The 25206-nt window shown below is 73.1% G+C and carries 12 protein-coding genes; 5 read left to right on the top strand and 7 right to left on the bottom strand.

Annotated elements, in window-relative coordinates; all coding sequences use genetic code 11:
• Positions 1 to 57: 57 nt before the first annotated feature.
• On the top strand, positions 58 to 2076 hold the full coding sequence (locus ACIA8X_RS37270; protein ID WP_399460169.1) for a BTAD domain-containing putative transcriptional regulator: 2019 nt from the start codon (positions 58 to 60) through the stop codon (positions 2074 to 2076).
• A gap of 136 nt (positions 2077 to 2212) precedes the next feature.
• Positions 2213 to 14548, top strand: coding sequence for an amino acid adenylation domain-containing protein (locus tag ACIA8X_RS37265; protein ID WP_399460168.1), 12336 nt, complete (start codon positions 2213 to 2215; stop codon positions 14546 to 14548).
• Here the strand turns inward: ACIA8X_RS37265 and ACIA8X_RS37260 are convergent.
• The 3 genes from ACIA8X_RS37260 to ACIA8X_RS37250 all read right to left on the bottom strand — a co-directional run bounded on the left by ACIA8X_RS37260 (position 14493) and on the right by ACIA8X_RS37250 (position 18085).
• Positions 14493 to 15530 (bottom strand): LLM class flavin-dependent oxidoreductase, encoded by a 1038-nt coding sequence (locus ACIA8X_RS37260; RefSeq protein ID WP_399460167.1) that lies wholly within the window; start codon positions 15528 to 15530, stop codon positions 14493 to 14495. The genes ACIA8X_RS37265 and ACIA8X_RS37260 overlap by 56 nt on opposite strands.
• A gap of 78 nt (positions 15531 to 15608) precedes the next feature.
• Positions 15609 to 17111, bottom strand: coding sequence for a metallophosphoesterase family protein (locus ACIA8X_RS37255; protein ID WP_399460166.1), 1503 nt, complete (start codon positions 17109 to 17111; stop codon positions 15609 to 15611).
• Between the two features lie 86 nt (positions 17112 to 17197).
• Complete coding sequence (locus ACIA8X_RS37250; RefSeq protein ID WP_399460164.1) at positions 17198 to 18085, bottom strand: MHYT domain-containing protein; 888 nt, start codon at positions 18083 to 18085, stop codon at positions 17198 to 17200.
• Between the two features lie 316 nt (positions 18086 to 18401).
• On the opposite strand from ACIA8X_RS37250, the gene ACIA8X_RS37245 reads away from it, so the two are divergent.
• The 3 genes from ACIA8X_RS37245 (at position 18402) to ACIA8X_RS37235 (ending at position 21254) form a co-directional block, all read left to right on the top strand.
• Positions 18402 to 19310 carry an arginase family protein gene (locus ACIA8X_RS37245; RefSeq protein WP_399460163.1) on the top strand — a complete coding sequence of 303 codons (909 nt, stop codon included), beginning with the start codon at positions 18402 to 18404 and terminating at the stop codon, positions 19308 to 19310.
• A gap of 83 nt (positions 19311 to 19393) precedes the next feature.
• Entirely contained in the window at positions 19394 to 20650 is a 1257-nt protein-coding gene (locus ACIA8X_RS37240) for an SLC13 family permease (RefSeq protein WP_399460196.1), read from the top strand.
• Positions 20651 to 20753: 103 nt separating this feature from the next.
• Positions 20754 to 21254 (top strand): universal stress protein, encoded by a 501-nt coding sequence (locus tag ACIA8X_RS37235; protein WP_399460162.1) that lies wholly within the window; start codon positions 20754 to 20756, stop codon positions 21252 to 21254.
• A gap of 5 nt (positions 21255 to 21259) precedes the next feature.
• Here ACIA8X_RS37235 and ACIA8X_RS37230 read toward each other — a convergent pair whose 3' ends face one another.
• The 4 genes from ACIA8X_RS37230 to ACIA8X_RS37215 form a co-directional block, all read right to left on the bottom strand.
• Entirely contained in the window at positions 21260 to 22057 is a 798-nt protein-coding gene (locus tag ACIA8X_RS37230) for a DUF899 domain-containing protein (RefSeq protein WP_399460161.1), read from the bottom strand.
• Positions 22058 to 22142: 85 nt separating this feature from the next.
• Complete coding sequence (locus ACIA8X_RS37225) at positions 22143 to 23084, bottom strand: hypothetical protein (RefSeq protein ID WP_399460160.1); 942 nt, start codon at positions 23082 to 23084, stop codon at positions 22143 to 22145.
• 209 nt (positions 23085 to 23293) lie between these two features.
• Positions 23294 to 24526: an MFS transporter gene (locus tag ACIA8X_RS37220; RefSeq protein WP_393460509.1), complete on the bottom strand. Its 1233-nt coding sequence runs from the start codon at positions 24524 to 24526 to the stop codon at positions 23294 to 23296.
• Positions 24527 to 24747: 221 nt separating this feature from the next.
• Complete coding sequence (locus ACIA8X_RS37215) at positions 24748 to 25161, bottom strand: hypothetical protein (RefSeq protein WP_399460159.1); 414 nt, start codon at positions 25159 to 25161, stop codon at positions 24748 to 24750.
• Between the last annotated feature and the right edge of the window lie 45 nt (positions 25162 to 25206).

The following is a 25206-nucleotide window of genomic DNA, read 5'->3' as shown; positions in this document are numbered from 1 at the left end:
TGAGCAGTGGATGAGCAGCGGCGGGGTGACCCACGACAGCGCCGTACGGTGGGCGACGTGGTACCCGCCTTCGGTGTGCTCGGGCCGGTGACGGCATGGGACGCGGACGGGAACGCGATCCCCCTGAAGGGGCCGAGACACCGCTCGGTGCTGGCCCGGCTCGTCATCGCCCGAGGACGCGTCGTGCCCGTCTCCCGTCTGGTCGACGACCTCTGGGCGGACCCGCCCGCCGACGCGGTGGGCGCCGTACGCACCTTCGTCGCCGCGTTGCGCCGCGCCCTCGAACCGGACCGCCCGCCCCGCACCCCGGCCAGGCTGCTGGTCACCGACGGCCCGGGCTACGCCCTGCGCACGACGACGGACGCGGTGGACGCCTGGCGCTTCGAGGAGACCGTCGCCGCGGCCCCGGCGCTGCCGCCCAAGGAAGCGGCCGTACGGCTGGAGGAGGCGCTCGGCCGGTGGCGCGGCCCCGCCTACGCGGAGTTCGCCGACCAGCCGTGGGCCCGCGCCGACAGCCGCCGCCTGACCGAGCTGCGCCTGCACGCCGTGGAACTGCACGCCGAGGCGCTGATGTCCCTGGGCCAGGCCGACCGGGCCGCCGCCGACCTCCGGGCCCACTCGGCCGAGCACCCCTGGCGGGAGAACGCGTGGCGCCTGCTGGCCCTGGCGCTGTACCGAACCGGCCGTCAGGCCGACGCGCTGGACGTGCTCCGCAGGGCCCGCACACTGCTGGCCGATCAACTGGGCGTCGACCCGGGCCCGGGACTGCGCTCCCTGGAGGCGGACATCCTCCGGCAGGCCGATCACCTGGGCCGGCAGGCCGACCACCTCGGTCAGCCGGTGGACAACCCCGCCGGCCGGGTCTGGGGTCAGGTCTCCGCCGCCTACGACCGCACCGTCGCGCCGGACGCCCGGGCACGCCTGGAGTCGACCGCCGGACTGTTGCGCAGCCTCGCCGTGACCGGAGGCAGCGGACTGCCGGCCGCCCGCGAGCACCGGGTCGCGGCCGTGGCCGCTGCCGAGGAGCTGGGCGACGCCGAACTGACCGCCCGGGTGATCGGCGCCTACGACGTTCCGGCGATCTGGACCCGCCTCGACGACCCGGAACAGGCCGCACACGTGGTCGCGGCAGCGGAGCGCACCCTCGCCGCCCTGCCCGCCGTCGGTCATGAGGCGGCGAAGGCCCGGCTGCTGGCCACGATCGCCCTGGAGTCGCGCGGTACCTCGCTCGCCCGCGGCCCGCAGGCCGCCCGCCAGGCCGAGGAGACGGCGCGCCGGCTGGATGATCCGCTGCTCCTGGCGTTCGCCCTCAACGCGGCCTTCATGCAGTGCTTCGGCCGCGCCGGGCTGGCGCCGCGCCGTGACGAGATCGGCGCCGAGCTGGTCGCGCTCTCCGCCCGGCACGGCCTGGCCGACTTCGAGATCCTCGGCCACCTCGTCCGGCTCCAGGCCCGCTGCGCCCTCGGGGACTTCACCGCGGCCGACCGCCACGCCGCCGCCGCGGACACACTGGCCGTACGGCATGAACGGCCGCTGGTGGGCGTGTTCACCGGCTGGTACGCCGCACTGCGGCTGGACGCCGCCGGCCAGGCACCGGCGACGGACGTGGAGGCGGCCTACCGGAACGCGGCCGTCCTGCTGCACGACGCGGGCATGCCGGGCGTCGCCGACGGCCTGCTACCGCTCGCGCTGCTGTGCGTGCGCCTGCGGCATGCTTTGCCGCTCCGCTTCGACGAGTTCGACGAGTTCGACCAGTGCGACGAGTCCAACGAGTCCGACGTGGACATGGTCTGGGGGCCGTACGCCCCCTGGGTACGCCCCTTGCTCCTCCTCGACCGGGGTCACCGCCCGGAGGCCGCCGAAGCCCTCCGTGCGACTCCCGAGCCGCCCCGCGACCTCCTCCAGGAGGCCCTGTGGTGCCTCACCGGCCGAGCGGCACGGGCCCTCGGTGACCGGCGGACCATGGCACGCGCCCACGCCGCCCTCACCCCGGCGGCGAACGAACTGGCCGGTGCCGGCAGTGGTCTGCTCACCCTGGGGCCGGTCTCGGCGCACTTGAGCGACCTGGCCGTATGACTGTTCGGTTCTCCGGTGAACCCTTCGACGATACTCGTCGTCGTACAGGTTAATGATCATCAAGGCTTCTGCCCGGTGCCGGACTCCGGGAGGGCGCGTACGCGGGCCTGGCCCCGTGCGATGAGGAAGGAAGCGCATGCCGACTGCCGGGCGCCGCACGGCCACCACGCTCCTCGACGTACTGCTGCACGCGGCGGCGGAGGCCCCCGGTCAGGTCGTCGTCCATGTCCGCGGAGACGGCGGCGAACGCGCCGTCACCTTCGCCGAGCTCCGTGATGACGCCCTGCGCGTGGCAGGGGGCCTGCGCGCGGCTGGACTCGAACCCGGCACGCCCGTCCCGCTGCTCGCGGAGCTCGGTGAGAACTTCCAGCCGATGTTCTGGGGCGCGCTGGCGGCGGGACTGATACCCGTGCCGCTCGTCCCCGAGGCGCGTCGGGTCGGACCGGTGTGGGAGTTCCTCGGCAGGCCCGCCGTGGTCGTCGACGAGACCACCGAAGCCCTGCTCGCCGACATCCCGGGCCCGGTACGCGGCCTCGGCCTGGCTGCGCTGCGCGCGTCCGAGCCGCTGCGTTCGCTGCCCCGGCGGGACCCACAGGACATCGCCTTCCTGCAGTTCTCCTCCGGCAGCACCGGCGCCCCGAAGGGCGTGGAACTCACCCACGAGGCCGTGCTCGCCAACCTCCGGCAGATCCGCGCAGCCATGGCGATCACCCCGGACGACGTGGTGGCGACCTGGATGCCCTACTTCCACGACATGGGCCTGATAGGCACCCATCTCGTCCCCATGGCGGCTTGTCTGAAGCAGGTGCGCCTCGAACCGCTGACTTTCGCCAAGCGCCCCGCCCGCTGGCTCGAAGCGGTGACACGGCACCAGGCGACCCTGCTGTCGGCGGCGAACTTCGCGCTGGCGCTGGCGGTACGGCGGGTGCCGGACACCACCTGGGCCGCGCTGGACCTGAGCTGCGTACGGCTGATGCTCGTGGGTGCCGAGCCGATCGCCCCGCGGGTGTGGCGGGAGTTCACCGCCAAGGCCGGCCCGGCGGGGCTGGACGCCACGGCCATGCTGCCCGTGTACGGGCTGGCCGAGGCCACTCTCGCCGTGACCGTGCCCCCGCTCGGGGAGATCGCCGCACCGCTGACGCTGGACCGGACGGCGCTGAGTCATGGCCGAGCCGTTCCCGCCGCACCCGGACCGGACGCCGTCGAACTGATGGATGTGGGCCGCCCCGTGGCGGACTGCGAACTCCGCGTCACCGACGACTCCGGCGAGCCGGTCGCCGACCGGCGGATCGGTCATATCGAGGTACGCGGTCCTCAGGTGGCCCGCGGCTACCACCACAGCCCCGAGGCGAGTGCCGCCGCGTTCTCCGATGGCTGGCTGCGCACCGGCGACCTCGGCTTCCTGGACCGGGGCCGGCTGTGCGTCACCGGCCGGCACAAGGACGTCGTCTTCGTCGGCGGCCGTACCTTCCACGCACCCGACATCGAGGAGACCGCCGCCGCCACGCCGGGACTGCCCACGGGGACGGTGGCGGCGATCGGGTCCACCGATCCGGACACCGGGGTCGACCGAGTCGTGGTGTTCGTGCAGTGGGCGCGGCCCGCCCCGGCCACGGTCGTTCCGGTGCTCGACGCGGCGGCGGCCCGGGTCCGCGAGGCGCTGGGCCACGACGACGTACGGGTGGTGCCCCTGCCGCCCGGCGCGTTCCCTCGCACGACGAGCGGCAAGCTGCGGCGCGGTGAGATGCGCGTGCGGTTCGAGGCGGGCGCGTATGCGGCGGTCGAGGAGGGGCTGTCCGCGGCCGCTGAGCAGCGGCCGTCGATTGAGGTTGAGGATCGGTCGTCGGCGGAGGTCGAGGAATCGCCGTCCGTGGCGCGGGCCGAGGCTGGGCCTGTCCGACGCGGGGCCGAGGCGGCCCGGGCGGAGGACCACGGTCCGCGGCAGCCCGCGCCGCGTTCGAGGCACGACGTCGAGGAAGTCGTCCGGGGGATCTGGGCGCAGACCCTGGACCTCGCCCCGGCGGACATCGCCCGCGACGACCGGTTCTTCGCGCTCGGGGGCTCCTCGCTGAAGGCGATGGCGGTGCTCGCCGGGATCGAGGACGCGTTCTCCGTCACGGCGGAGCCGCGTGTGCTGCGCGACCACGACACGGTGGGCGCGCTCGCCGGGCATGTGCTGGCCCAACTGGCCCGCTCCGGTAAGGGATGTGACGAGGTATCAGGATCCGAGGGCGGGGTGACGGACACGCGTACCGAGCGCGTGTCGGTGTCGTCCGTCGAGAGCGCCGGGACGCGGCCGGTGGCGGTGCTCGGTATGGCGTGCCGGTTCCCCGGTGCTCCGACGCCCGAGGCGTTCTGGGAGCTGCTCGTCGCCGGGCGTGACACGGTGACAGCCGTACCCGCCGGCCGCTGGGAGAGCGCATCGGGCGTCGCCGTCGGCCTCTTCGGGTCCTTCCTCCCGGATCCCGCGGACTTCGACGCCGCCTTCTTCGGCCTGGACGACGAGGAGGCCCGCGCGACCGACCCACAGGCGCGGATCTTCCTGGAACTGGCCCACGAGGCCCTGGAGCGCGCCGGGTACGCGGGGCCACGGCGCACCGGTCGCAGGATCGGCGTGTTCGCCGCCGTGAGCGACAGCGGATACCGGGAGATCCTGGCCGCCGCCACGGACGGCGACCTCGCCGCTCACCCCGGTGCGCTCACCGGCAACCTGCCCAACCTGGTCGCCGCCCGCCTCTCCCAGGCACTCGACCTCGACGGCCCCGCCCTCGCGGTCGACACCGCCTGCTCCTCCGCGCTCGTGGCGCTCCACCTGGCACGGCGCAGCCTCCAGAGCGGCGAGTGCGACGTCGCCGTGGTCGGCGGCGTCCAACTCGCCCTCACCCCCACCGGACACGGCCTGCTCGCACACGCGGGCGCGCTCTCCCCGACGGGCGCCGGGCGCCCCTTCGGCCACGCCGCCGACGGCATCGTGCCCGGGGAAGGCGGAGCGGCCCTCGTCCTCGCCCGCCTGGACGACGCGCGGCGGGACGGCGATCCGGTACTCGCCCTGGTCCGCGGCACAGCCGTCAACAACGACGGCCGGTCGCTCAGCCTGCTCGCGCCCAACCCGCGCACCCAGCGCGAGGTCATCACCCAGGCGTACGGCGAGTGCGGCATCGACCCCGACGCGGTGTCGTACGTCGAGGCCCACGGGACCGGCACTCCGGTGGGCGACCCGATCGAGGCGCAGTCACTCGGGCACGCCTTCCCGCCCCGCACCGACGGGCTCCCGCGGCTGCTCGGCTCGGTCAAGGCGAACATCGGCCACCTGCTCAACGCCGCCGGCATGCCGGGCCTGGTCAAGACGGTCCTGGCACTCCAGCACCGGCAGATCCCGCCCTCCCCGAACACGGCCTCGCCCGCGCCGTACCTGGAACGCATCGCCCCCGGCTTCGAACTCGTCACCGAGCAGCGGGAATGGCGCACTCCCGGACCCTTGATCGCAGGCGTCAACGCCTTCGGCTTCGGCGGTACGAACGCGCATGCCGTACTGGAGGAGGCGCCCGCAGCACTGGAGGAGGCGCCCGCAGCGACAACCTCCCCGACGGCCGCTGCCGACGGCCCGCACCTGCTCACGCTCTCTGCCCACACCCCCGACGCCCTGCGGACGGCCGCCGCCGACCTGGCCGCGTATGCGCGCCGACGCCCCGACCTCCCGGAGGCGGACCTCTGCGCCGCCGTCAACACCGCCCGCGACGACCGGACCCACCGTCTCGCCGTGGTCGCCGAAGGGGACCTCCCAGACCGTCTCCAGGCCGCCCGCGCAGCGGACTTCACGGTCGCCCGCTCCCGTCCGAGGACGGTGTTCCTGATGCCGGGACAGGGAGCACAGCGGCCCGGCCAGGGTCGGGATCTGTACCGGTCGGCTCCGGTGTTCCGTGACGTCATCGACGAGGCCTCCTCGCTGACGGGCCCAGTACTCGGGCGCTCGCTGGCCGAGTGGTGCCTCGATCCCCGTATGGACCCCGAGGAGTTGGCGAGGACGGAGGTGGCCCAGCCGCTGCTCGTCGCGTTCGGGGTCGGTCTGGCCCGGCAGTTGGGGGAGTGGGGCCTGGTCGCGGACGCGGTCGCCGGTCACAGCGTGGGCGAGATCGCCGCCGCGTGTGTCGGCGGTGCGCTGAGCCTCGCCGAAGCGGTGGGGTTCGCCGCGGAGCGGGGGCGCCTGGTGGGCGAACTGGCCCTGCCCGGAGCCATGGTGGCCGTCCGAGGCGACGAGGCCACCGTCGCCGAGCTCGTCTCCGCATCCGGCGGCTCGCTGAGCGTGGCCGCTGTCAACGGGCCCGAGCAGGTGGTGATTTCGGGATCCGAGGATGCCGTCGACCGCGCTGTCGCCGAGCTGACACGCCGTGGCGTGGCCACGCGCAGGCTCCGCGTCTCCCACGCCTTCCACTCCCCGCTGCTGGAGCCGGTCCTCGCCCCGCTGGCCGACGCCGCGAAGGCGCTCACGGTCAAACCGGCTGCCGTACCGATGCTGAGCACGGTCACCGGCGAGTGGCGCCCCGGCCTCACGCCCGCCTACTGGCAGGAGCACGCAGTCCAGCCGGTGCGGTTCGGCGCGGCTGTCGCGCGGCTGCTGGACGAGGGCTACGACCATTTCGTCGAACTCGGCCCGGGGAACTCCCTGGGCGCGGCGGTCCGTGCGGTCGCCGGTGCGCAGGGTGCCCCGGACGTGGCCGTGCTGACGGCGGGACCTGCCCCGGCCTCGGGCCGTGACGCCGATTCCGGCGGAGCGCGGGCGCTGTTGGAGACGGCGGGCCGACTGTGGGCACGCGGTGCGGTCTTGGATAGGGGAGCCGGGCGTCGCAGGGTGCCGGTGCCGACGGGGGTGCCGACGTATCCCTTCCAGCGCACCCGCTACTGGCCGCGCCGGCCCGGCGAGGGAACCGTGGTGCGGCGCCTCGACTGGAGGGACGCGCCGATCACGCCGGCGGTGGGACCCCGCGTGGTACGGCTCATCGGCGCGGATCAGCCGCTCGGCCGGGCCCTCGCCGAGCGGCTCGCCGGTCGTGGAGTGACGGTCCTGGGGGAGGACGGCGCTGACGAGTCGGTCTCCGCGTCGGCGGACACCGTGGTGTGGCTGGCGGGCGCGGAGGGCGCCGGAGACGGAGGCCAACCGGCCACGGACATCGGCCTCGGCAACGAACTCCGCATCGGCACCGACTTTGGCATAGGCCTCGGCATGGGCCTCGGGAACGACCTCGGCATCGACCTGAGCATGGCCGTTTCCGCACTGCGCCCCGTACTCGACCTGCTCACCACCGACCTCGCCCGCCTGCTGGTGGTCACCGAGGACGCGTACCTCACCGGCGCCCCGACGGAACGGGCGCGCCCGACACAGGCACTCCCGCACGGTTTCACGCTGGCACTCCCGGAGGAGCACCCAGGGCTCGCCGCCCGCAGCATCGATCTGTCCTCCCGCGACACGCTCGACGCCAGGGCCGACGCCTTGATGCGGGAGCTGTCGTCGGCCCACGAGCCGGGCGCGGAGGGCGCGTTCGCGTGGCGCTCCGGCCGCAGGCGGAGCCGTACACCGGTCGACGTGCCGGACGTTCCGGCGGCGCTCGGAGCCCTGCCGCCGGACGGCACGTACCTGATCACCGGGGGAGCCGGCGGGCTCGGTTCCGCACTCGCGCGCGACCTTGCAAGCCGCGGTGCCCGCGAACTGATCCTGACCGGCCGCTCCGAGAGCGTTCCCGACGAACTGCTCACCGAGCTCCGCGCCCAGGGCGCCCGGGCCCGGTACCAGGCGGCCGACGTGTCCGACGCGGCCGCCGTCGACGCCCTGTTCGCCACGCTGCCGCCGCTGGACGGGGTGTTCCACGCCGCCGGTACGGTGCGGCCCGGCACCCTCCGCGCCAAGACCGACGGCGAGATCGGGCAGGTGCTGGCCGCGAAGGTGCGGGGCACGGTGCTGCTCGCCGAGGCGCTGCGGCGGTACGGCCAGGTACCGGCCGTGTGCGTCGCCTTCTCCTCCCTCTCCTCGGTACTGCCCGGCCTGGCGGGCGCCCTCGGCGACTACGCGGCGGCCAACGCCTTCCTGGACGCCTTCGCCGCCACCGAACGCGCGGCGGGCCGGCCTTGGCAGGCGATCGGGTTCGGGCCCGTCGCCGACGCGGGACTGGCCGCCGGATCGCCGGTGCGACAGCGGCTGCACGCCCGCGGATTGACCCCCATGACCACGCGGGCCGCGATCGCCGCGCTGCACACGGCCGTCGCCACCGATGCCGCGCACCTGCTGGTGACGCCCTGGGAGCCGCCCGCGCCGACCGTCACCGCGGAACGCCCGAACGGCACACACGAGAGCGCGCCTCCCGCGCCCCGCACCACACCGGACGGCAACGCCGGCGCCGCCGTCGACCCGGTCCGCGCCGCGGATCTGGTACGGCAGTTGCTGGCGGAGGCACTGCACCGCGCCCCCGAGGACATCGCCGACGACGAGCAGTTCCTGGGTCTCGGGCTCGACTCCCTGACCGCAGTGGACCTCGCACGCCGCCTGGAGACGGAACTCGGCCTGCCGCTGCCCGCCACGCTGCTCTTCGAGTACCGCACCATCGGCGAACTGGCCACCCACCTCAGCGGACAGGGACCAACTGCCGCCCCCGTCCCGGTAGTTGTCAACCGCGGTGGGGAAAGCACCCCTCGCTCCCTCACCCCGCTCCAACGCGCCTTCCTCACCACGGAGGCCCTGTACGAGGGCGTCACCGCCTACGGCTACATACGCCAGACCGTCCGAGGCCCCCTCGACCCCGGCCTCCTCGGCCGAGCCCTCGCCCACCTCGCGGCACGCCACCCGATGCTCCGCCTGCGCATCACCACGGACGCCGGGGACGGCGCACCTCCCCGCCAGTACACCGCCCCGGCCGACGCCACGGACCGAGCCCCCCACTGGTACGAGGTGATCGACCCGGACGACACGGCGCCACCCGTCCCCGTCCCCGACCTCGAACAGCGCCTGTACAACCGCCCGTTCGACCTGACCGCCGATGCCCCGGTGCGCGCCGCGCTGGTCCGCGACCGCCGGGACGCCCACCTCGCTCACCTGCTGCTGGTCGTCCATCACAGCGCCGCGGACGGCTACAGCCTCAAGGTCCTGTGCGAGGAGCTCTGGTCGCTCTACACGGCCCTCGCCCATGGCCGCCCACTCGAACTCCCCGCCCCAGGCGCCGAGTTCGCCGACTACGCGGACCTGGTCACCGCCGAACGCCGGTCGCCCGACTTCACCCGGGACCAGCAGTACTGGCGTAACCGCATTGCCGAGCACGCCGCGGCGGCAACGGCACATGCACATGCACCGGCACTGCCGTACGACGGCGACCCGGACGCACTCCCGGAGCCGTCGCTCACCCACCACCAGACGGACGTCGACGCGACACTCACGGCGGCGCTGCGCGAGCTGGCCGCCCGCCACGAGGTCTCCCTCTTCCATCTCCTCCTCGCGGTGTACGGCCGCTGCCTGGCCCGGTGGAGCGGACAGCGGGCCGTCGCCATGAACGTGGCGCGGGCCCGCCGGGAGGCGCCCCTGCCCGGGATCGACCGCCTCGTGGGCCCGCTCGCCGACACCCTGCCGATGTTCGCCGACGTCGACCTCGACGAGCCCGTGACCGCCCTGGCCCAGCGGGTGCGGCGGATCTGGCGCGAGGCGGAGTCCCACGCCACGCTCGGCAGCCCCGACATCGCCGCGCTGCTGCCCGCCACCGGCCCCGCCCCGCGCACGGTCGCCCCGGCCGGGTTCAGCTTCGCCCGCTTCCCCGTGAGCCACGGCCGCGACTGGCCGGTCACCGTGACCCCGACCGCGGCGGCCACCGCCTCCGCCGCGACCCGGCTCGGACTGCTGTGCTGGGAGTCCGACACGGCCCTGCGCCTGTCCTGGAACCACCCCGCTCACCTCTTCCGCCGCGAGACGGTGGAGCGTCTCGCGGCGGACTACCTGGGCGAACTGCGCGCCGCGGCAGGAGAGCCGTCGGCGGCACCGGTCGTACCCCCCGTCCTGTCTCCCGGCTCTCGGAGCCGCGGCGACGCCGGGATCGTGGACCGCCTCTGCGCCCAGTTCCGCGCGACGCCGACAGCCATGGCCGTCAACACCGGTAGCGCGACGCTCACTTACGCCGAGATCGACCGCGCCTCCGCCGCTCTCGCCGCCCGTCTGCGGGGGAACGGCGTACGCCCCGGCGACCTGGTCGGCCTGCTCACCGAACCGGGCGCGGACACCGTCGTCGGCGTGGTCGGCATCCTCCGCGCGGGCGCCGGTTGGGTCCCCCTGGACGCCGGTCACCCCGTCGCCCGGCTGCGGGACCAGGTGCACCGCACCGGCGTCGGCGTCGTGGTGTGTCACACGGCGACGCGCGCGGCCACCGCCGCACTGCCCGGCATCACCCCGGTCGCCACCGACGACCCGACACCGACACCGGCCCCGACTCCCGCGCACCCGCTGCCGCCCGCCGACCCGGACGCCATCGCCTACGTCATCTTCACCTCGGGTTCCACCGGCCGCCCCAAGGGCGTACCGATCACCCACCGGTCCATGCTCACCTACCTCGACTGGTCCCTGGCCACCTTCGGCTACGGCCCCGGGGACCATCTCGCGCAGACCGCATCCGTCTGTTTCGACGCCTCCGTACGCCAGTTGCTGGCACCGCTGCTGGTCGGCGCCACCGTCCACACCCTCACCCGGGACCTCGTCCGCGACCCCGAAGCCCTGCTCGACCGGATCGTCGACGACCGCATCACGGTGTGGAGTTCGGTGCCGACCCTCTGGGAGCGACTGCTCACCGCCGCCGAGTCCCGGGCGGGACAGGACGGCACACCCCCGGACCTGTCGGAGCTGCGCTGGGTCCACGTCGGCGGCGAGGCACTTCCCGCCGCCCACGTACGCCGCTGGTTCGACCTGCTCGACACCTGCGGGGGACCGGAGCACCGGGTCGCCAACCTGTACGGGCCCACCGAGGCCACCATCAACGCGACCTGCCACATCATCGAGACCCGGCCGGCCGACGACGTACGGCAGCTGCCCATCGGCCGGCCGGTGGCCGGAACCGAACTGGCCGTCGTCACGGAGACCGGTCGTCCGTGCGCGCCCGGCGGGGCCGGTGAACTGCTCATCGCCGGAACGGGGCTGACTCCCGGTTACCTCGGCGAGCCGCACCTCACCGCGGAGGCCTTCGTCGAACTCGACGGGCGCCGCTGGTACCGCAGCGGTGACCGGGTCCGCCGAACCGCGGACGGCGCGCTGGAGTTCCTCGGCCGCCTCGACGACCAGGTCAAGGTCCGCGGCCACCGCGTGGAACTCGGCGAGGTCGAGGCCGCCCTGCTCACCCACCCGGACGTCTCCCGGGCCGCCGTGCTGCTCGCCGACGGACGGCTGGTGGCGTACGTGGAACCCAGGCCCGGTTCGGGGGAGCCGGACGCACGCGGGCTGCGCGCCTTCCTGGCCCGCGTACTGCCGCCGTACATGCTTCCCGGACGCATCCGCTCGATCTCCGCGATGCCCCTGACCGGAACCGGCAAGATCGACCGCAACCTGTTGGCGCGCCAGTTCGAGGGAACGAGCGGTGTGGATGCCGCCGAAGGTGACGGTGATCACGACGAGGGCGACCGTACGCACGACTCCCTGCCGTCCGGGCCCGGAACCCCTCCCGCCACCCCGACCGAGCACACCCTGGCACGCATCTGGTCGGCCCTGCTGGACGTCCCGGACGTCACCCGCGATGACGACTTCTTCGCGCTCGGCGGCGACTCCATCATGGTGCTGGAACTCTTCGCCCGACTGCGCAAGGAACTGCCGGCCGTCCCCCGGCCGACCACCGTCTACACCCACCGCACCCTGAGCGCACTCGCGGCGGCCCTCGACACCGCCACCGCCGTCTCCGCCGCCACCGGCCCCTCGCCCGAGCCGACCTCGGACTCCGGCTCCGCTCAGTTCGCGAGCCCCTACCCGCTCACCCCCTCCCAGCGAGGATTCCTGCTCGCCGAGACCATCGACCCTGGTGCGGGCTCCGGCTGGCTCGCCCGGTTCCGGCTGAGCGGGCCGCTGCGCCCGGACGTCCTCCAGCGCGCCGTCGACGTTCTGGTGGCCCGGCATCCCATGCTGCGCACCGTCTTCCCCGCGGGCGCCCGCCCGCCCGTGCAGCAGGAGCTGCCGGACTCGTTGCGCCTGCCCGTGGAGGTGGAGACCCTCGCGGACCCCGATCTGCTGGAGGAACGGATCGCCGAGGAGGCGCGGCGCCGACTCGAACCCTGGGCCTGGCCGCTGCTGCGTCTGCGGCTGTTCGGCGTGGCCCCCGCCGAGCATGTGCTCGTCGTCCACGCACACCACCTCATCGGCGACGGCTACAGCGCCGCCCTGCTCGCCGGGGAACTGCTCACCGTGTACGACCGCCTCGACCGCGGCCTCCCGCACCGCCTGCCGCCGCTCGACAGCTCCTTCCGCGAGCACGTCGCCCTGTCCGCCGTACGCCCACCTGCACCGGGACCCGAGGCCGAGGACTACCGCGCACGCCTGCGCGCGCCCTACACACCCCCCGCCCTGCGCCGGCCGACCCAAGAGGACGCCGACGCACAACCGGCGTTCCACACCACGGGGTTCACCCTGGACGCCGCCACCACCGGGGCGCTGCGAGAACTCGCCCGAGCGGCGTACCGCACCCTGTACGCCCCGCTGCTCACCGCGTACTACCGTGCCCTCGCGGAGCTCACCGGCCGGCGCGACCTCGTGGTCGGGCTCGCCGTCACCGGACGCGAGGAGTCCACGGCGGACGCGCACCGGGTGTTCGGCCCGTTCGCGGAGGCGGTGGCACTGCGCCCGGCTCGGCGCGGCGGGCAGAGCGGTCGTCAACTGCCCGCATTCGAGGAGGACTTGCGGCACATCGCCGACGAGACCGACCTGGCCCGGGCGGAAGGCCCAGGCGGCGAACTGCGCACGGCAGCGGGGCTGCCGCACCACGCCCAGTTCTTCTTCACCTTCCTCGACTTCACGTCGCTGGGCTCCGAGGCCGTGGGCGGTCTGACGCTGCGCGCGGACGAGTCCGACACCGCGCTCGCCCCGCCGCCGGTGGGCACCGACGTGTTCCTGGCCGTGCGGCCGGTGGCGGACGACGCGGGCCTGCGTGTCACCGTGCGGGCCTCGGCGGCGGCTCTCACGTCCCGCGAAGTCGCCGGGTTCGCCGAGGAGATACGGAGGCAGCTGCGGGACGCGCTGGGCGACGCCGACTCCTCGCCCGCCCGCAGAGGCGGCCACCGTCGGCGCCCGCACCTCGACGCCGCGCTCGTCGGTTACCTGCCCGCCCCGCACCACCTCGCGGCCCTCGCCGGACTGTCCTCCGAGAGTCCTGGTCTCGGTCGTGAGGAGATCCGGGCACTCCTCTTCCCGGAGGGCCGCGCCCGACTGCTGGAGGAGACGGGGACCCCGCTCGGGAACTCCGGCTTCGTCGCCCTCCCGCTGTTCGCCGACGAACTGGCCTCGGCCGGCGACCTCGCGGCCCGCACCGCCCGCGCCGTGGAGCACGCCGCCTCACTCGGCGCCCGCTGCGTCTCGCTGGCGGGCATGATCCCGTCCCACACCGGCTACGGCTACGACGTCCTGCGGGAGACCACGACGAGCGCGGCGCTCACCACCGGCCACGCCTCGACGACCGTCGCCGTGGCCAAGACCGTTCACGCCGCGCTCACGGCGACCGGCCGCCGTCTCGACGCTCTCTCCCTCGCCGTCGTCGGGTGCGGCTCGATCGGTACCTCGTCCCTACGGCTGCTGCTGGCGACGGCGCCCAACCCGCCGGCCCGGCTGCTGCTGTGCGACCTGCCGGGCAGCACCGCGCGACTCCAACGGCTGGCGGCAGACCTGTCGTCCGGGCATCCGGCGATGGCGGTCCAGGTCGCCGAATCGGGGCGGACCTTGCCGGCGGCGGTCTACGAGGCCGACGTGATCGTCACCGCGGTGAGCGGCGCGACGGCCCTCCTGGACGTCGACCGGCTCCGGCCCGGCACGATCGTCGTGGACGACTCCTTCCCGCACTGCTTCGACACCGCTCGGGCGCTGGACCGTATGAGCCGCGACCGGGACGTCCTGGTCGTCGGAGGCGGTCTGCTGGGCCTGGACTCCACTCGGACCCGGCTCAGCGACGACCTGCCGGGTGTGGCGAGCGCGGGCTTCGCCATGCGGTCCGGGATTCCTGGCACCTTGGCGTCGTGCCGGCTGGAGTCGCTGCTCCATGCCCATCTCACCGACTCCGGGCGGCCCCCGAGCGACCTGCCCCTGATCCACGGCCTGGTCGACCTGCCCCGGGCCCTCGCCCACTGGGACGCGGCCGAGGCGGCCGGAGTCCGGCCCGCCCCGCTGCACCTGCTCGACCGCGTCATCGCCGAGGGCGAGGAGGTGCCCCTCAGCCTTCCGGACGCCAACCCAGCGCAGGACCCAGGCGGGTCGCTATGTCCGTGAGGATCTGCACGTAGTCTTCGTGCTCAAAGGTGAAGGGCAGCGCGAACGCCACCTCGTCCACCTCGCGGAACGCGGCGTGGGCGTGGAGACGTTCGGTGATCTCCTCCGCGGTGCCGACGAGGTCCGGCGCGAACATCAGCCGGGCCGGCCCCTGCGGTGACGCGGTGCGCGGGGTGCGCTTGGTGACGTACGCCTCGTACCTCGCGCGCTGCTCCGGCGTGGCGGAGTCGGTGGGGATGACGACCAGGCCCTGGGAGACACGGGCGTTCTCGCCGTCCGGATGGTGGGCGCGGAAGGCGCGGATGTGCGAGAGCTGGATCTCCGCGAAGTCCGGTGACCGCTCCGCGTCTTCGGGCCCTTCCGCCTTGACGACGCTGCTGGTCAGGAAGTTCATCCCGTGCTCCCCGGCCCACTGCGCCGAACGCAGGCTGCCGCCGCCGTACCACAGACGGCTGCCAAGGCCGGGGGAATGCGGCTGCACCCGGTCCGCGAACACCTCGAACCCTTCGACCCCGCTGAAGTCCGTGGCCGGTTTGCCCCGCACGAAGTCCAGCAGCCGCCGCACCCGCTCGTACCCGAAGTCTTCGACATCGGCCGTGTCGGGGTACAGGGCCTCCTTGACGCGGTCGTAGTGCATTGGCGGGCCCACGCTGACGCCCGGGTTGATGCGGCCGCCCGACAGGATGTCGACCGTCGCCAGGTCCTCGGCCAGCCGCAGCGGGTTCTCCCAGCCGAGCGGGATGACCGCGGTGCCGAGCTCGATGCGACTGGTGCGCTGGGAGGCCGCCGCGAGGACGGCGACGGGGGAGGAGATGCCGTACTGGAGATGACGGTGGCGCAGCCACGCGCTGTCGAAGCCGAGCCGCTCGCCCAGTTCGATGATCTCCAGCGTGGACTCGTGGCCCCGCCGTGGATCCGCCTCGTCGAACAGCCCGATCGTGAGGAAGCCGAGCTTGCGCAACGGTCGTGAGGTCGGCGGCACGGGCCCTCCATCGTTCATGGATCAAGCAGTACGGCAGTGCCAACCGCCCCGCGCCCGATGATGTTCCCGCCCTCCGGGTCAGAACAGGGGAATGGTGACCTCGTCCTCGACCGGCGGGACGAGCTCCTGGGCGCGGTTGCCGGTAGCGGCGTAGCAGCGCAGGCGGATGGTCTCCGGGGTGACGTCGAGGCGCAGGAAGCACTTGAAGAACGGCGGGCTGTAGGTCGCCGAGCTCGGCGAGAACAGTGAGGTGTAGATCTTGCGCACGGGCAGTCGGAACCGCTTGGCGCGGTCGGGTCGGCGTCCGGTGCCCAGCAGGCCCGCGACCAGGCGCGTGCGCCGGGTGATCCGGGCGTCGGCGGCCGGAGCGCGACCCGGCCGGATGTCCAGCCGCTCGGCGACGACGGCCGTGGCCTCCGCCTCGCTGAGCGTGAAGAAGCGACGCAGGCGCAGCCTCCGCCCGTAGAGCCCGCTGTAGAAGGCCAGGGAGTCACCGCGCAGGGGATAGCAGCGGAACTCCTTCTCCGTGACGTTCGCGATGTCGACCCGCGGAATCGTGTGCGTGGCGTGCATGAACGCACCGCCGCCGCCCGAGACGACGTACTGGATGGTGCGGCCGTCCACCTGCACCGGGTAGCGCTGGTAGTTGTGGATGTCGCCGCCTATCGCCGCGACATAGCGGTGGGCCGGGTCGCGGACTATCTCGTCGACGGTGCCGCCCCCGTCGATCGCGCAGGGGTGGTGCTCACCGTCCACATACAGCGGCTGGCCCGTGATGAGGATCTTCGGCCGGGGATCCTTGGACACCTCGCGCAGCCAGGCTCCCTGTTCGGCGTCGAGGGTGCCGAGCAGTCCCGTGTCGATGCCGATGATGCGCACCGGCCCGGCGTCGATCGCCCAGTACGGCCCCGGCTGAACGGCCTGTTGAGCCGGAGCGGACCTCAACTCCCGGTCCTGCGGGAGGCGTTGACCGTCCCCCTTGCGCGGCCGGTGCCACAGCAGGGACCGCAGCCACGCCTTGCTGAGCGGGCGCGGCGCGGCCTCGGCTTCGAGGGCCGGGGCGTCGCCGCAGAAGACGCGCATGAACGCGCCGAGGTCCTCGTACCAGTCGTGGTTGCCCGGTATCGCGTAGATCGGTGCCTGGTAGTCCTGGTAGGGCCGGAAGAACTTGGTGCCGTAGTCGTCGGCGCCGCCCACCGGATAGATCACGTCACTCGCGAGGACCGTGAACCGCGTGTCCTGACCCACCTTCAAGAAGCCCGGTACGACGGCGTACTGGGGCTCGTCGCCCTCACCGGTGTCACCGATGACGAGGAAGGAGAAGCGGTCCGGGTCGTCGCGCCGGATCACCTTGTCGGCAGGTGCCCCGGCGGCGGCCCGTTGGGCCACCCAGCGACCGCGGGTACGCCCCGTGGGGTCCCCGAACCAGGACGCGAGCACGCCGTTGCGGGCGGCCCAGAGCGTCTTCGGGTTGAGCCAGGAGATCTTCTCGACCTGGTGCGGCATCAGCCGTTTGTACGCGCCGAGTTCGGTGGCGCCCCAGCCGGCGCCTTCGGCGGTATCGCGTGAGGAATCAGACACCTGTGCACCGTAACAATGATCTAGAGAACGCCGAGAAGGGGAGGGTGGGGCTCCGGCGTGTCGCCGTGCCCCGCCCTCCCCTTGGGTCACCACTTGCGGGCGTACGGTTCCCGGCGGGGTGGTGGGGCGCCGGGGACAGGTGCCTTGAACTCGCGGGCGGCTACCGGCCGTTGGCCCGAGTAACCGCCCGGTCCTCCTGCGCCCCTGGATGTGCCGGTTCGGCTCCTCGCGCCTTCGCCTTCGCCGAGGACCAGGAGCGGGTCGAACATCACCACCACTCCGGCCAGCAGAAGGAAGATGGCCGGCCCCAGGAGCATGGGCAGCAGCAGCGAGGTGGGCGAGTCACCGGCCCACGACGCGCCGGTCGTGCCGTGCAGATGCACGCTGACGGCGGCCATGCCCGTGTAGTGCATCCCGGAGACGGCGATCCCCATGACCATGCTGGCGCCGAGGCTGGTGAGGAAACCGCGGATGGTGACGGCGGCCCACAGTGCGGCGGTCGCGGCGACGATCGCGATCAGGATCGAGAGCCCGACGGTGAACACGTCGTACTGGATGCTGCCGTCGAGGTGCATCGCCGCCATCCCCAGATAGTGCATCGCGGCCACACCGAGCCCGGTGATGACACCCGCACCGGTCAGCGCGCCCTTGCCCGCGCCCCGATACCCGACGATGAACACGCCGATGCCGACCACGACGATGGCCACGGCGAGGCTTAGGACGGTCAGTCCGACGTCGTAGCGGATCCGGGTCTCCTCGACCTGGAAGCCGACCATGGCGATGAAGTGCATCGTCCAGATGCCACAGCCGATCGAGGCGGCGCCGAGCCCCAGCCAACCCGCCTTCCATGAATGTTCGTTGAGCAGGGACCGAACGATGCATCGCAGTCCCAACGCCCCTCCCAGGCAGGCCATCAAATAGGCCGCCACCGGGGTTACCGCGCCGTAGCGTAACCCGTCAACCGTGCCTTCCATGAGCCAACTCCCCCCAGAGTCTTGGCTAGTTGTGGAGCAAGGTGTACGGGGCAAGGTTGCGCAAAGCAAGCCTTTACCGCCGGTAGCAGTTGAGCTTTGTATCACCGGGAGTCAACTCCGGTCACAGGGGGATGAGTTTCGGCCAGATGAGCGCCGGGCTCGGGAAGGCCTGCCGAACGTGTGCATCCGCCGAACCATGAGCACCGCCCAGCCCCTCTGCCCGCCGCCTTCCGGCCCACAAGTGGTGGCGGCCTTCAGGGTGTGGCACAGATGGAGTGACGGTGCGGGCGGCGGGTGGCGACGGAAGGAGCTGGACATGCGGGAACTCGCGATCATCGAGGCGCCGTCCGTGCTCGGCCTGCGGCCCTCCGGGGTCCAGGACCTGCCCACGGCCCTGCTCGACGCCGGACTGGCCGCCGATCTCGGCGCGGTACGGGCCGGCCGGGTCGAACCACCCGCCTACGACCCGACGAGGGACCCCGACACCGGGGTGCTCAACCCGCACGGCATCGCGGGGTATTCAGTCCGGCTGGCCGACGCGGTCGGCGGGGTCCTCGACGAGGGCCGTTTCCCCGTCGTCCTCGGCGGGGACTGCAGCATCCTGCTCGGCAACCTCCTCGCCCTGCGCCGCCGCGGACGCCACGGCCTGCTGTTCCTCGACGGCCACACCGACTTCTACCAGCCCTCGGCGGAGCCGACCGGCGAGGCGGCCTCGATGGAACTCGCCCTGGCCACGGGCCGCGGCCCCCGGCTGCTCACCGACCTCGAAGGCCGCGGCCCCCTGGTGCGGGACGAGGACGTCGTGGCCTTCGGCTTTCGCGACGCCGCCGAGTCCGCCCAGGCCGGTATGCAGCCACTCCCGGCCGAGTTGCACGCCGTCGACCTCGACGAAGTACGCGCGTCCGGCGCGGGCACGGCGGCACGCCGAGCGGTCGACCGGCTCGCCGGCGGTGCGGGCGGTGTGGGCGGCGGATTCTGGGTCCACCTCGACGTCGACGTCCTGGACGACGCCATCATGCCCGCCGTCGACTACCGCCAGCCCGACGGGCTGACCTGGGACGAGCTGGAGAGCGTGCTGCGGACGGCGCTGGCCGACGCGCGCGCCGTGGGACTCGACGTCACGATCTTCAACCCGCGCCTCGACCCGGACGGCCGCCTCGCCGCCCGCCTCGCGGAGTGCCTGCGCCGCGGGTTGTCGGCGCGGACTGCCCGCACGGATGCCTGAGTATTCTGTGGGTACCCGATGATCACGCGGTTCGTGCCACCGCCGTCTCCACCGGACACCATCCACCTCGAAAGGCTCCGACCCTGACCGGCTCCCTCGCGGAAGCGCTCTCTGCCGTCCTCCTGGTGGTCGTCCTGGTGGGCGCCGTGGTGCGTCCATGGGGCCTGCCGGAGGCCGTCGTCGCCGTTCCGGCCGCGGGGGTGGTCATCGCCACCGGTGCGATCTCACTGGACCACGCGGCGGACGAGGCCGCCCGGCTGGGGCCGGTCATCGGCTTCCTCGCGGCCGTGCTGGTGCTCGCCCAACTGTGTGACGACGAGGGCCTTTTCCAGGCGTGCGGGGCCTGGATGGCGCGCACCGCGGCGGGCCGACCGCGCCGGCTCCTGGGGCAGGTGTTCGTCGTCGCCTCCCTGATCACCGCGGTGCTGAGCCTGGACGCCACCGTGGTGCTGCTGACCCCGGTCGTCTTCGCCACCGCCGCCCGGCTCGGTGCCCGCGCCAAGCCGCACGTGTACGCGTGCACCCACCTGTCGAACACGGCCTCGCTGCTGCTGCCCGTCTCCAACCTCACCAATCTGCTCGCCTTCGCCGCGAGCGGGCTGAGCTTCACCCGCTTCGCCGCGCTGATGGCGCTGCCCTGGGTGGTCGCGATCGGCGTCGAGTACCTGGTCTTCCGCCGGTTCTTCGCGGTCGACCTGGACGCCGGCGCACAGGCCCCGGCCTCCTCCGGGCCGCCCGAGGTGCCGCTGTTCGCCCTCTGCACGGTGGCCGGCACGCTGGCCGGCTTCGTGGTCACCTCGGCGGTGGGGATCGACCCGGCGTGGGCCGCCTTCGCGGGAGCGCTGGTGCTGGCCGTCCGCGCCCTGATCAGGCGGCGCACCACTCCCGTGGCCCTGGTGCGGGCCGCCGGCCTACCGTTCCTCGCCTTCGTCCTGGCCCTGGGGATCGTGGTGCGGGCGGTCGTCGACAACGGGCTGGACGACGCCCTCGGCCATCTCGTCCCCGACGGCACCGGACTGCCCGCGCTGTTGGGCATCGCCGCGCTGGCCGCCGTACTGGCCAACGTGATCAACAACCTGCCGGCGGTGCTGGTGCTGCTGCCCCTGACCGCCGAGACCGGCCCCGGCGCGGTGCTCGCGGTGCTGCTCGGCGTCAACATCGGCCCCAACCTCACCTACGCCGGGTCCCTGGCGACGCTGCTGTGGCGGAAAATCGTCCACGAGCACGACACTGACGTCGAGCTGGGGGAGTTCACCCGGCTCGGCCTGTACACGGTGCCCGCCGCGCTCACCTGCTCGGTGGTGGCGTTGTGGGGCGCACTGCAAGTGATCGGAACCTGATGATCGGACCTGATCAGGGACCGCATCGGCGGCAGATCAGCGATCGATCGGCTGCCGGTCGGAAATGGACCGGACCGGACCGACGAACCGGAGGCTGACCCGTATGGCCGTCATCGTGTGGATCGTCGAGGGCACCTGGCCGGCCTGCGTGGACGCGGCCCGCGCCCAGGTTCCCGCAGGCTCGGAGATCGTCCTCCTGCACGTCACCGGCCACGAAAGCGCGGGAGCCGCACACGGTGCCTTCGCCGGTCTGCTCGGCCGCGGCCACCCCGAGCGGGATCCCGGCACCCGGATGGAACAGTTGGCCGCCGACTCCGCCCGCGAACTGCTGCGGGAGGCGGCCGGTCTGCTCGGCCGGGACTGCGCGCGCGTGGAACGCTCCGGCCGGGTCGAACGCGAGGTCGTCGCCGCGGCCGAGGGCGCCGACCTGCTCATCGTGGCCCGGGACGGTGATCGCAGCCACCTGGGGCCCAAGAGCCTGGGTCCCGCCAGCCGGTTCGTCGTGGACCACGCACCCTGCCCGGTCCTGCTGGTCTGGCCGGAGGCCGCCCCGGGCCTGTCCAGCATCCCGGCCCCGCCCCCGCACCCGCCGCACCACCACTAGAACGGTCAGTCGTCGTACTCGTCGGGCAGACGCAGGGCGGGGCCGCCGGCCTGCAGCCCAAGAGGCAGCGCCCGGCCCTTGGGCTCCTCCCACTCCTCCTGGCGGCCGAGCGCGGTGAGGTCTAGGTACGGGATGCCGTAGTGGAACTGCTCGATGCCACGGCCGAAGGTGGAGTACGTGTGGAAGACCTCGTCACCGACCCGCAGAAAGGCGCTGATCCCCGGCCAGTCACCGCGCAATCCCTCCGACCACGGCATTCCCGCCTCCGCTAGTTCGGCCTCGGTGCGATGGAAGACCTCCACCGGCGCGACCCGCTCGTCGACGGTGGCATGGAAGTCGTAGTTGAAGTCGCTGCCCGCCGAGGAGTACCAGGGGAAGGTCCACCCCATCCGCGCGCGATACGCGGAGATCTTCGGGTACGGCGCCCGGCTCACCGCCACCAGCGTCGTGTGACGGGCGTGCAGCTGCCGCAGCCCGCCGATGCCGTCGGCCGCGGAGGAGCAACTCGGGCAGCCGGTGTCGCGGGGGCGCTCGACACCGTCGGCGTCGATGTCGTACATCCACATGAAGTGGTGCATGACCAGCTGAGGGCGCCCCTCGAACAGGTCGAGCAGGTTCACCGTCCCGTCCGGGCCCTCGAATGCGTACGCCTTCTCGACCCGGACCATCGGCAGCCGCCGCCGCTCGGCGTTCACCCGGTCACGCGCGCGCGTGAGCGCCTTCTCCTCGGCCAACAGCTCCTTGCGGGCGGCGTGCCACTCCTCGCGTGACACGACCTCCGGCAGGTTCGCCATCGAAGTCATCTCTCGGTCCTCCCACAGGTCTCGTCCTACGAGCAGCCGAAGCGACCACCCTTCCAGCTTGCGCCCGCCCGCGCTCGCGCGGCTCCTAACGCTTCCGTGCGCTCAGCCGTTTCACCTCGCGGGCGGCCTCGCGCTCCTCCCGCTCCGCCTGGGCGAGTGCGTCAGCGGACGCTCGGCTTCGCTTCTCGGTCTCCCGCTGCTCGTGGTTGGCCTGCCGCAGCTCTTCCCGGGCCTCACGCAGGTGCTGCTCGGCGGCCGACGCCTGTTGCTCGGCGTGCTCGTGCCGGTCTCGGGCCCGCTGCAGCGCGTTGTCGGCTTCGGCCTGCTCGGCGCGTCTGTCGTGCAGCCGCCGCGTGGCCTCCTCGGCCGTCCTACGGGCCTGATCGAGCTGTTCCTGCCTCTGTCGGCGCCGTTCGGCGAGTTCGTCCTTCGGGCGTGTTCGCGCCGACGGCGGCGGCGCCTTGGACGCGGTCGGTTTTCGCGGAGCGCCGGCTGCCGGGACGGTGCCGGTGGGAAAGTCCGACGGTGGGGTGAGGGCGCCCTCCAAGCGTCCTTCGGCCCAGCTGTCGGCGGCCTCAGGGTCGGCGAGCACGGCACGCAAGGTGGATTCGACGTCCTGCTGCACCGTGGCCGACAGGGGGAACCCGGCCTGCTGAGCCAGCTGAGCGGCCTGCCGGGACAGCGCGGAGACCATACGCCGACGCTGCTCCGCCAGATCTTTGATCCCGGCGGCGTCCAGAACGTGGTACGCCTCGCGCAGGGCCGGTCCCAGGTCCAGGAGCCGCCGGCTCTCCTCCGGTCGGGAGCGCAGCAGCAGGTTCGCGGCCCAGGCCGCCAGAGTGGGGCGGCGGGCGGCGCCGATACGACGGGCGTCCTCGGCGCGCCCGGCCGTCTTGGCCGCGGCCGACATCTCCGCACGGCGGGCGACGAATTGGGCCGGAGGCGTGACGTAGAGATCGTCGAGCGCCGCCTCCACGTCAGGCTCCCGGCCGGCCTGTGGGCCCTTGCGCTTGCTCAGGGCTCCCACATCCCCGGCCCCTCTTCGCGACAGAGGATCGGAAGCGACTTGGCGGTACCACGCGCATGCAACGCACCCAGGGCCCTCAAAGCCTCGCCGTCGGTGAGGGCGGCCGTCCTGCAACCAGCCGCCGACGGCAGGCGGACCATCACGCGGTGCCCGGACATGGCACCAGCCTCGCCCCCAGCCGCCGGTCCCGCATCCCGGACCTCTTGGTCTCAGTAAGGCCAGTCGGCCCGCTGCTTGGCTACCCTTGCCCGCTGCTCGGCCGCCGTGGCCCGGCGCCCGGTTTGCTTGGCCTTCTGCGCGGCGACGGCCATGACGACGGCGGCGATCAGGACGGTACCGGCGCCCACGTAGAGCGGCGCCGTATAGCCGAGGCCCGCCGTGATGGCCAGGCCTCCGAGCCAGGCGCCGAGGGCGTTGCCGACATTGGACGCGGACACATTGGCGCTCGCGGCCAGGGCCGCACCGTGGGCGAAGTCGGTGACGCGAGTGATCAGGCCGGGCACGCCGGCGAACCCGAACAGTCCCATCAGGAATACCAGGACGACCGACGCGGTGGCGCTGGCGGCCAGCAGACCGAACAGGACCAGCGTGACGGTGAGGCCGAGCAGGGAGAGGACCAGCGCGCGGTCACGGTCACGGTCCGCCGCCCGCCCGCCGATCAGGTTCCCGCCGACGAGGCCGACGCCGTACACCATGAGCAACCAGGCGACATCCGCGGGAGAGAAGCCGCCGACCTCGGTGAACGTGTAGGCGATGTAGCTGAACGCGCCGAACATCCCGCCGTAGCCGAGCGCGGTGGCCGCCAGGGTCAGCCAGACCTGCCCGGATCGGAAGGCACGGACCTGGGCGCGCAGGCCACTGGGCGGTACCGGGCCGGGCGTGCCCGTCACCGTCGGCGCCCGGCCGGGGACGAGTACGACGATTCCCGCCAGCGCCAGCACACCGATCGCGGTGACCGCCCAGAAGGCCGCCCGCCAGCCCCACCGCTCACCGACGAGTGCGCCGAACGGCACGCCCAGCACGTTCGCGACCGTCAGCCCGGCGAACATGACGGCCACCGCGCGGGACTTCCTCTCCGGCGCGACCAGGCTTCGAGCGACGAGTGAGCCGATGCCGAAGAACGAGCCGTGGCACAACGCCGCGACGACCCGGCCGAGCAGCATCACGGGATAGCTCGGTGCCAGAGCGGACAACAGATTGCCGATGACGAACAACGCCACCAGACCGACCAGGACGTTCTTGCGGGGCAGCCGGGCCGTCGCCGCCGTCAGTGCGATCGCGCCGACCGCGACACTCAGCGCGTACCCGGAGATCAGCCATCCCGCGGCCGCCTCGGACACCGCGAGACTCGACGCCACCTGCGGCAGCAGCCCGGCGATCAGGAACTCGGTCAGTCCGATGCCGAAACCGCCGAGTGCCAGCGCGACGAGTCCACCCGGCATCCGCCGCCGTTCGATCGCGGGCCCCTGCGGAGCGGGCCCGGACGTGCCGCCGCTCACCGGAAGTCCGTGTCCCGGACGCTGAATTCATCCATGGAGCCACCCTCGACCGCCGCCGGCGGACCCGTCGATGGACAGAGATCGAGAATGTTTGGACAAAGCGAGAGGGGAACCAACGGGAGAGCGGCCAGGCTCCCACCCGGACATGCGGCTGCCACGCCCGCCTACGCCCGAATCCACCGCCTCAGCGCCTCGACCGTGTCCTCCGGCGACGTGTTGAAGCAGAGCCGGATCCCGGGCGCCTCCTCGGTCAGGACGTTGACCAGCCGCTCGAACAGCAGGGTGTTCTCCGGCAGCATCCGTACGCCCCCGCCGATCATCGCCAAGCCGAACGTGTGCTCCTGAAGCCGCTCGCGGACAGTGGCCTCGGCGCTGTCGGGAGAGACGCCGATCAGGCACGGAACAGCATCGAACCCCGCCTCGCGCAGCGCCGCGTTCGCCGCGTCGATCCGAGCGGTGAGCACCGCCTCGTCGACACCGTCGGGCATCCGGCTGTAGTCGAGCGCACTCGGATGCAGACCGATGGACAGTACCTTGGTGTCGCCCGGCAGGGGAGTCGAGGTCGTGGGTCGGCCCATGGGCAATGCCCTCTCTGCTCGCGGCATGGTGAACTTCCCGGTGTA

The organism is Streptomyces sp. NPDC051738 (genome assembly GCF_044453205.1).
Classification (GTDB): Bacteria; Actinomycetota; Actinomycetes; order Streptomycetales; family Streptomycetaceae; genus Streptomyces.
The sequence above is the reverse complement of the archived record's forward strand: the minus strand, read 5'-3'. Positions and strand labels throughout refer to the sequence as shown.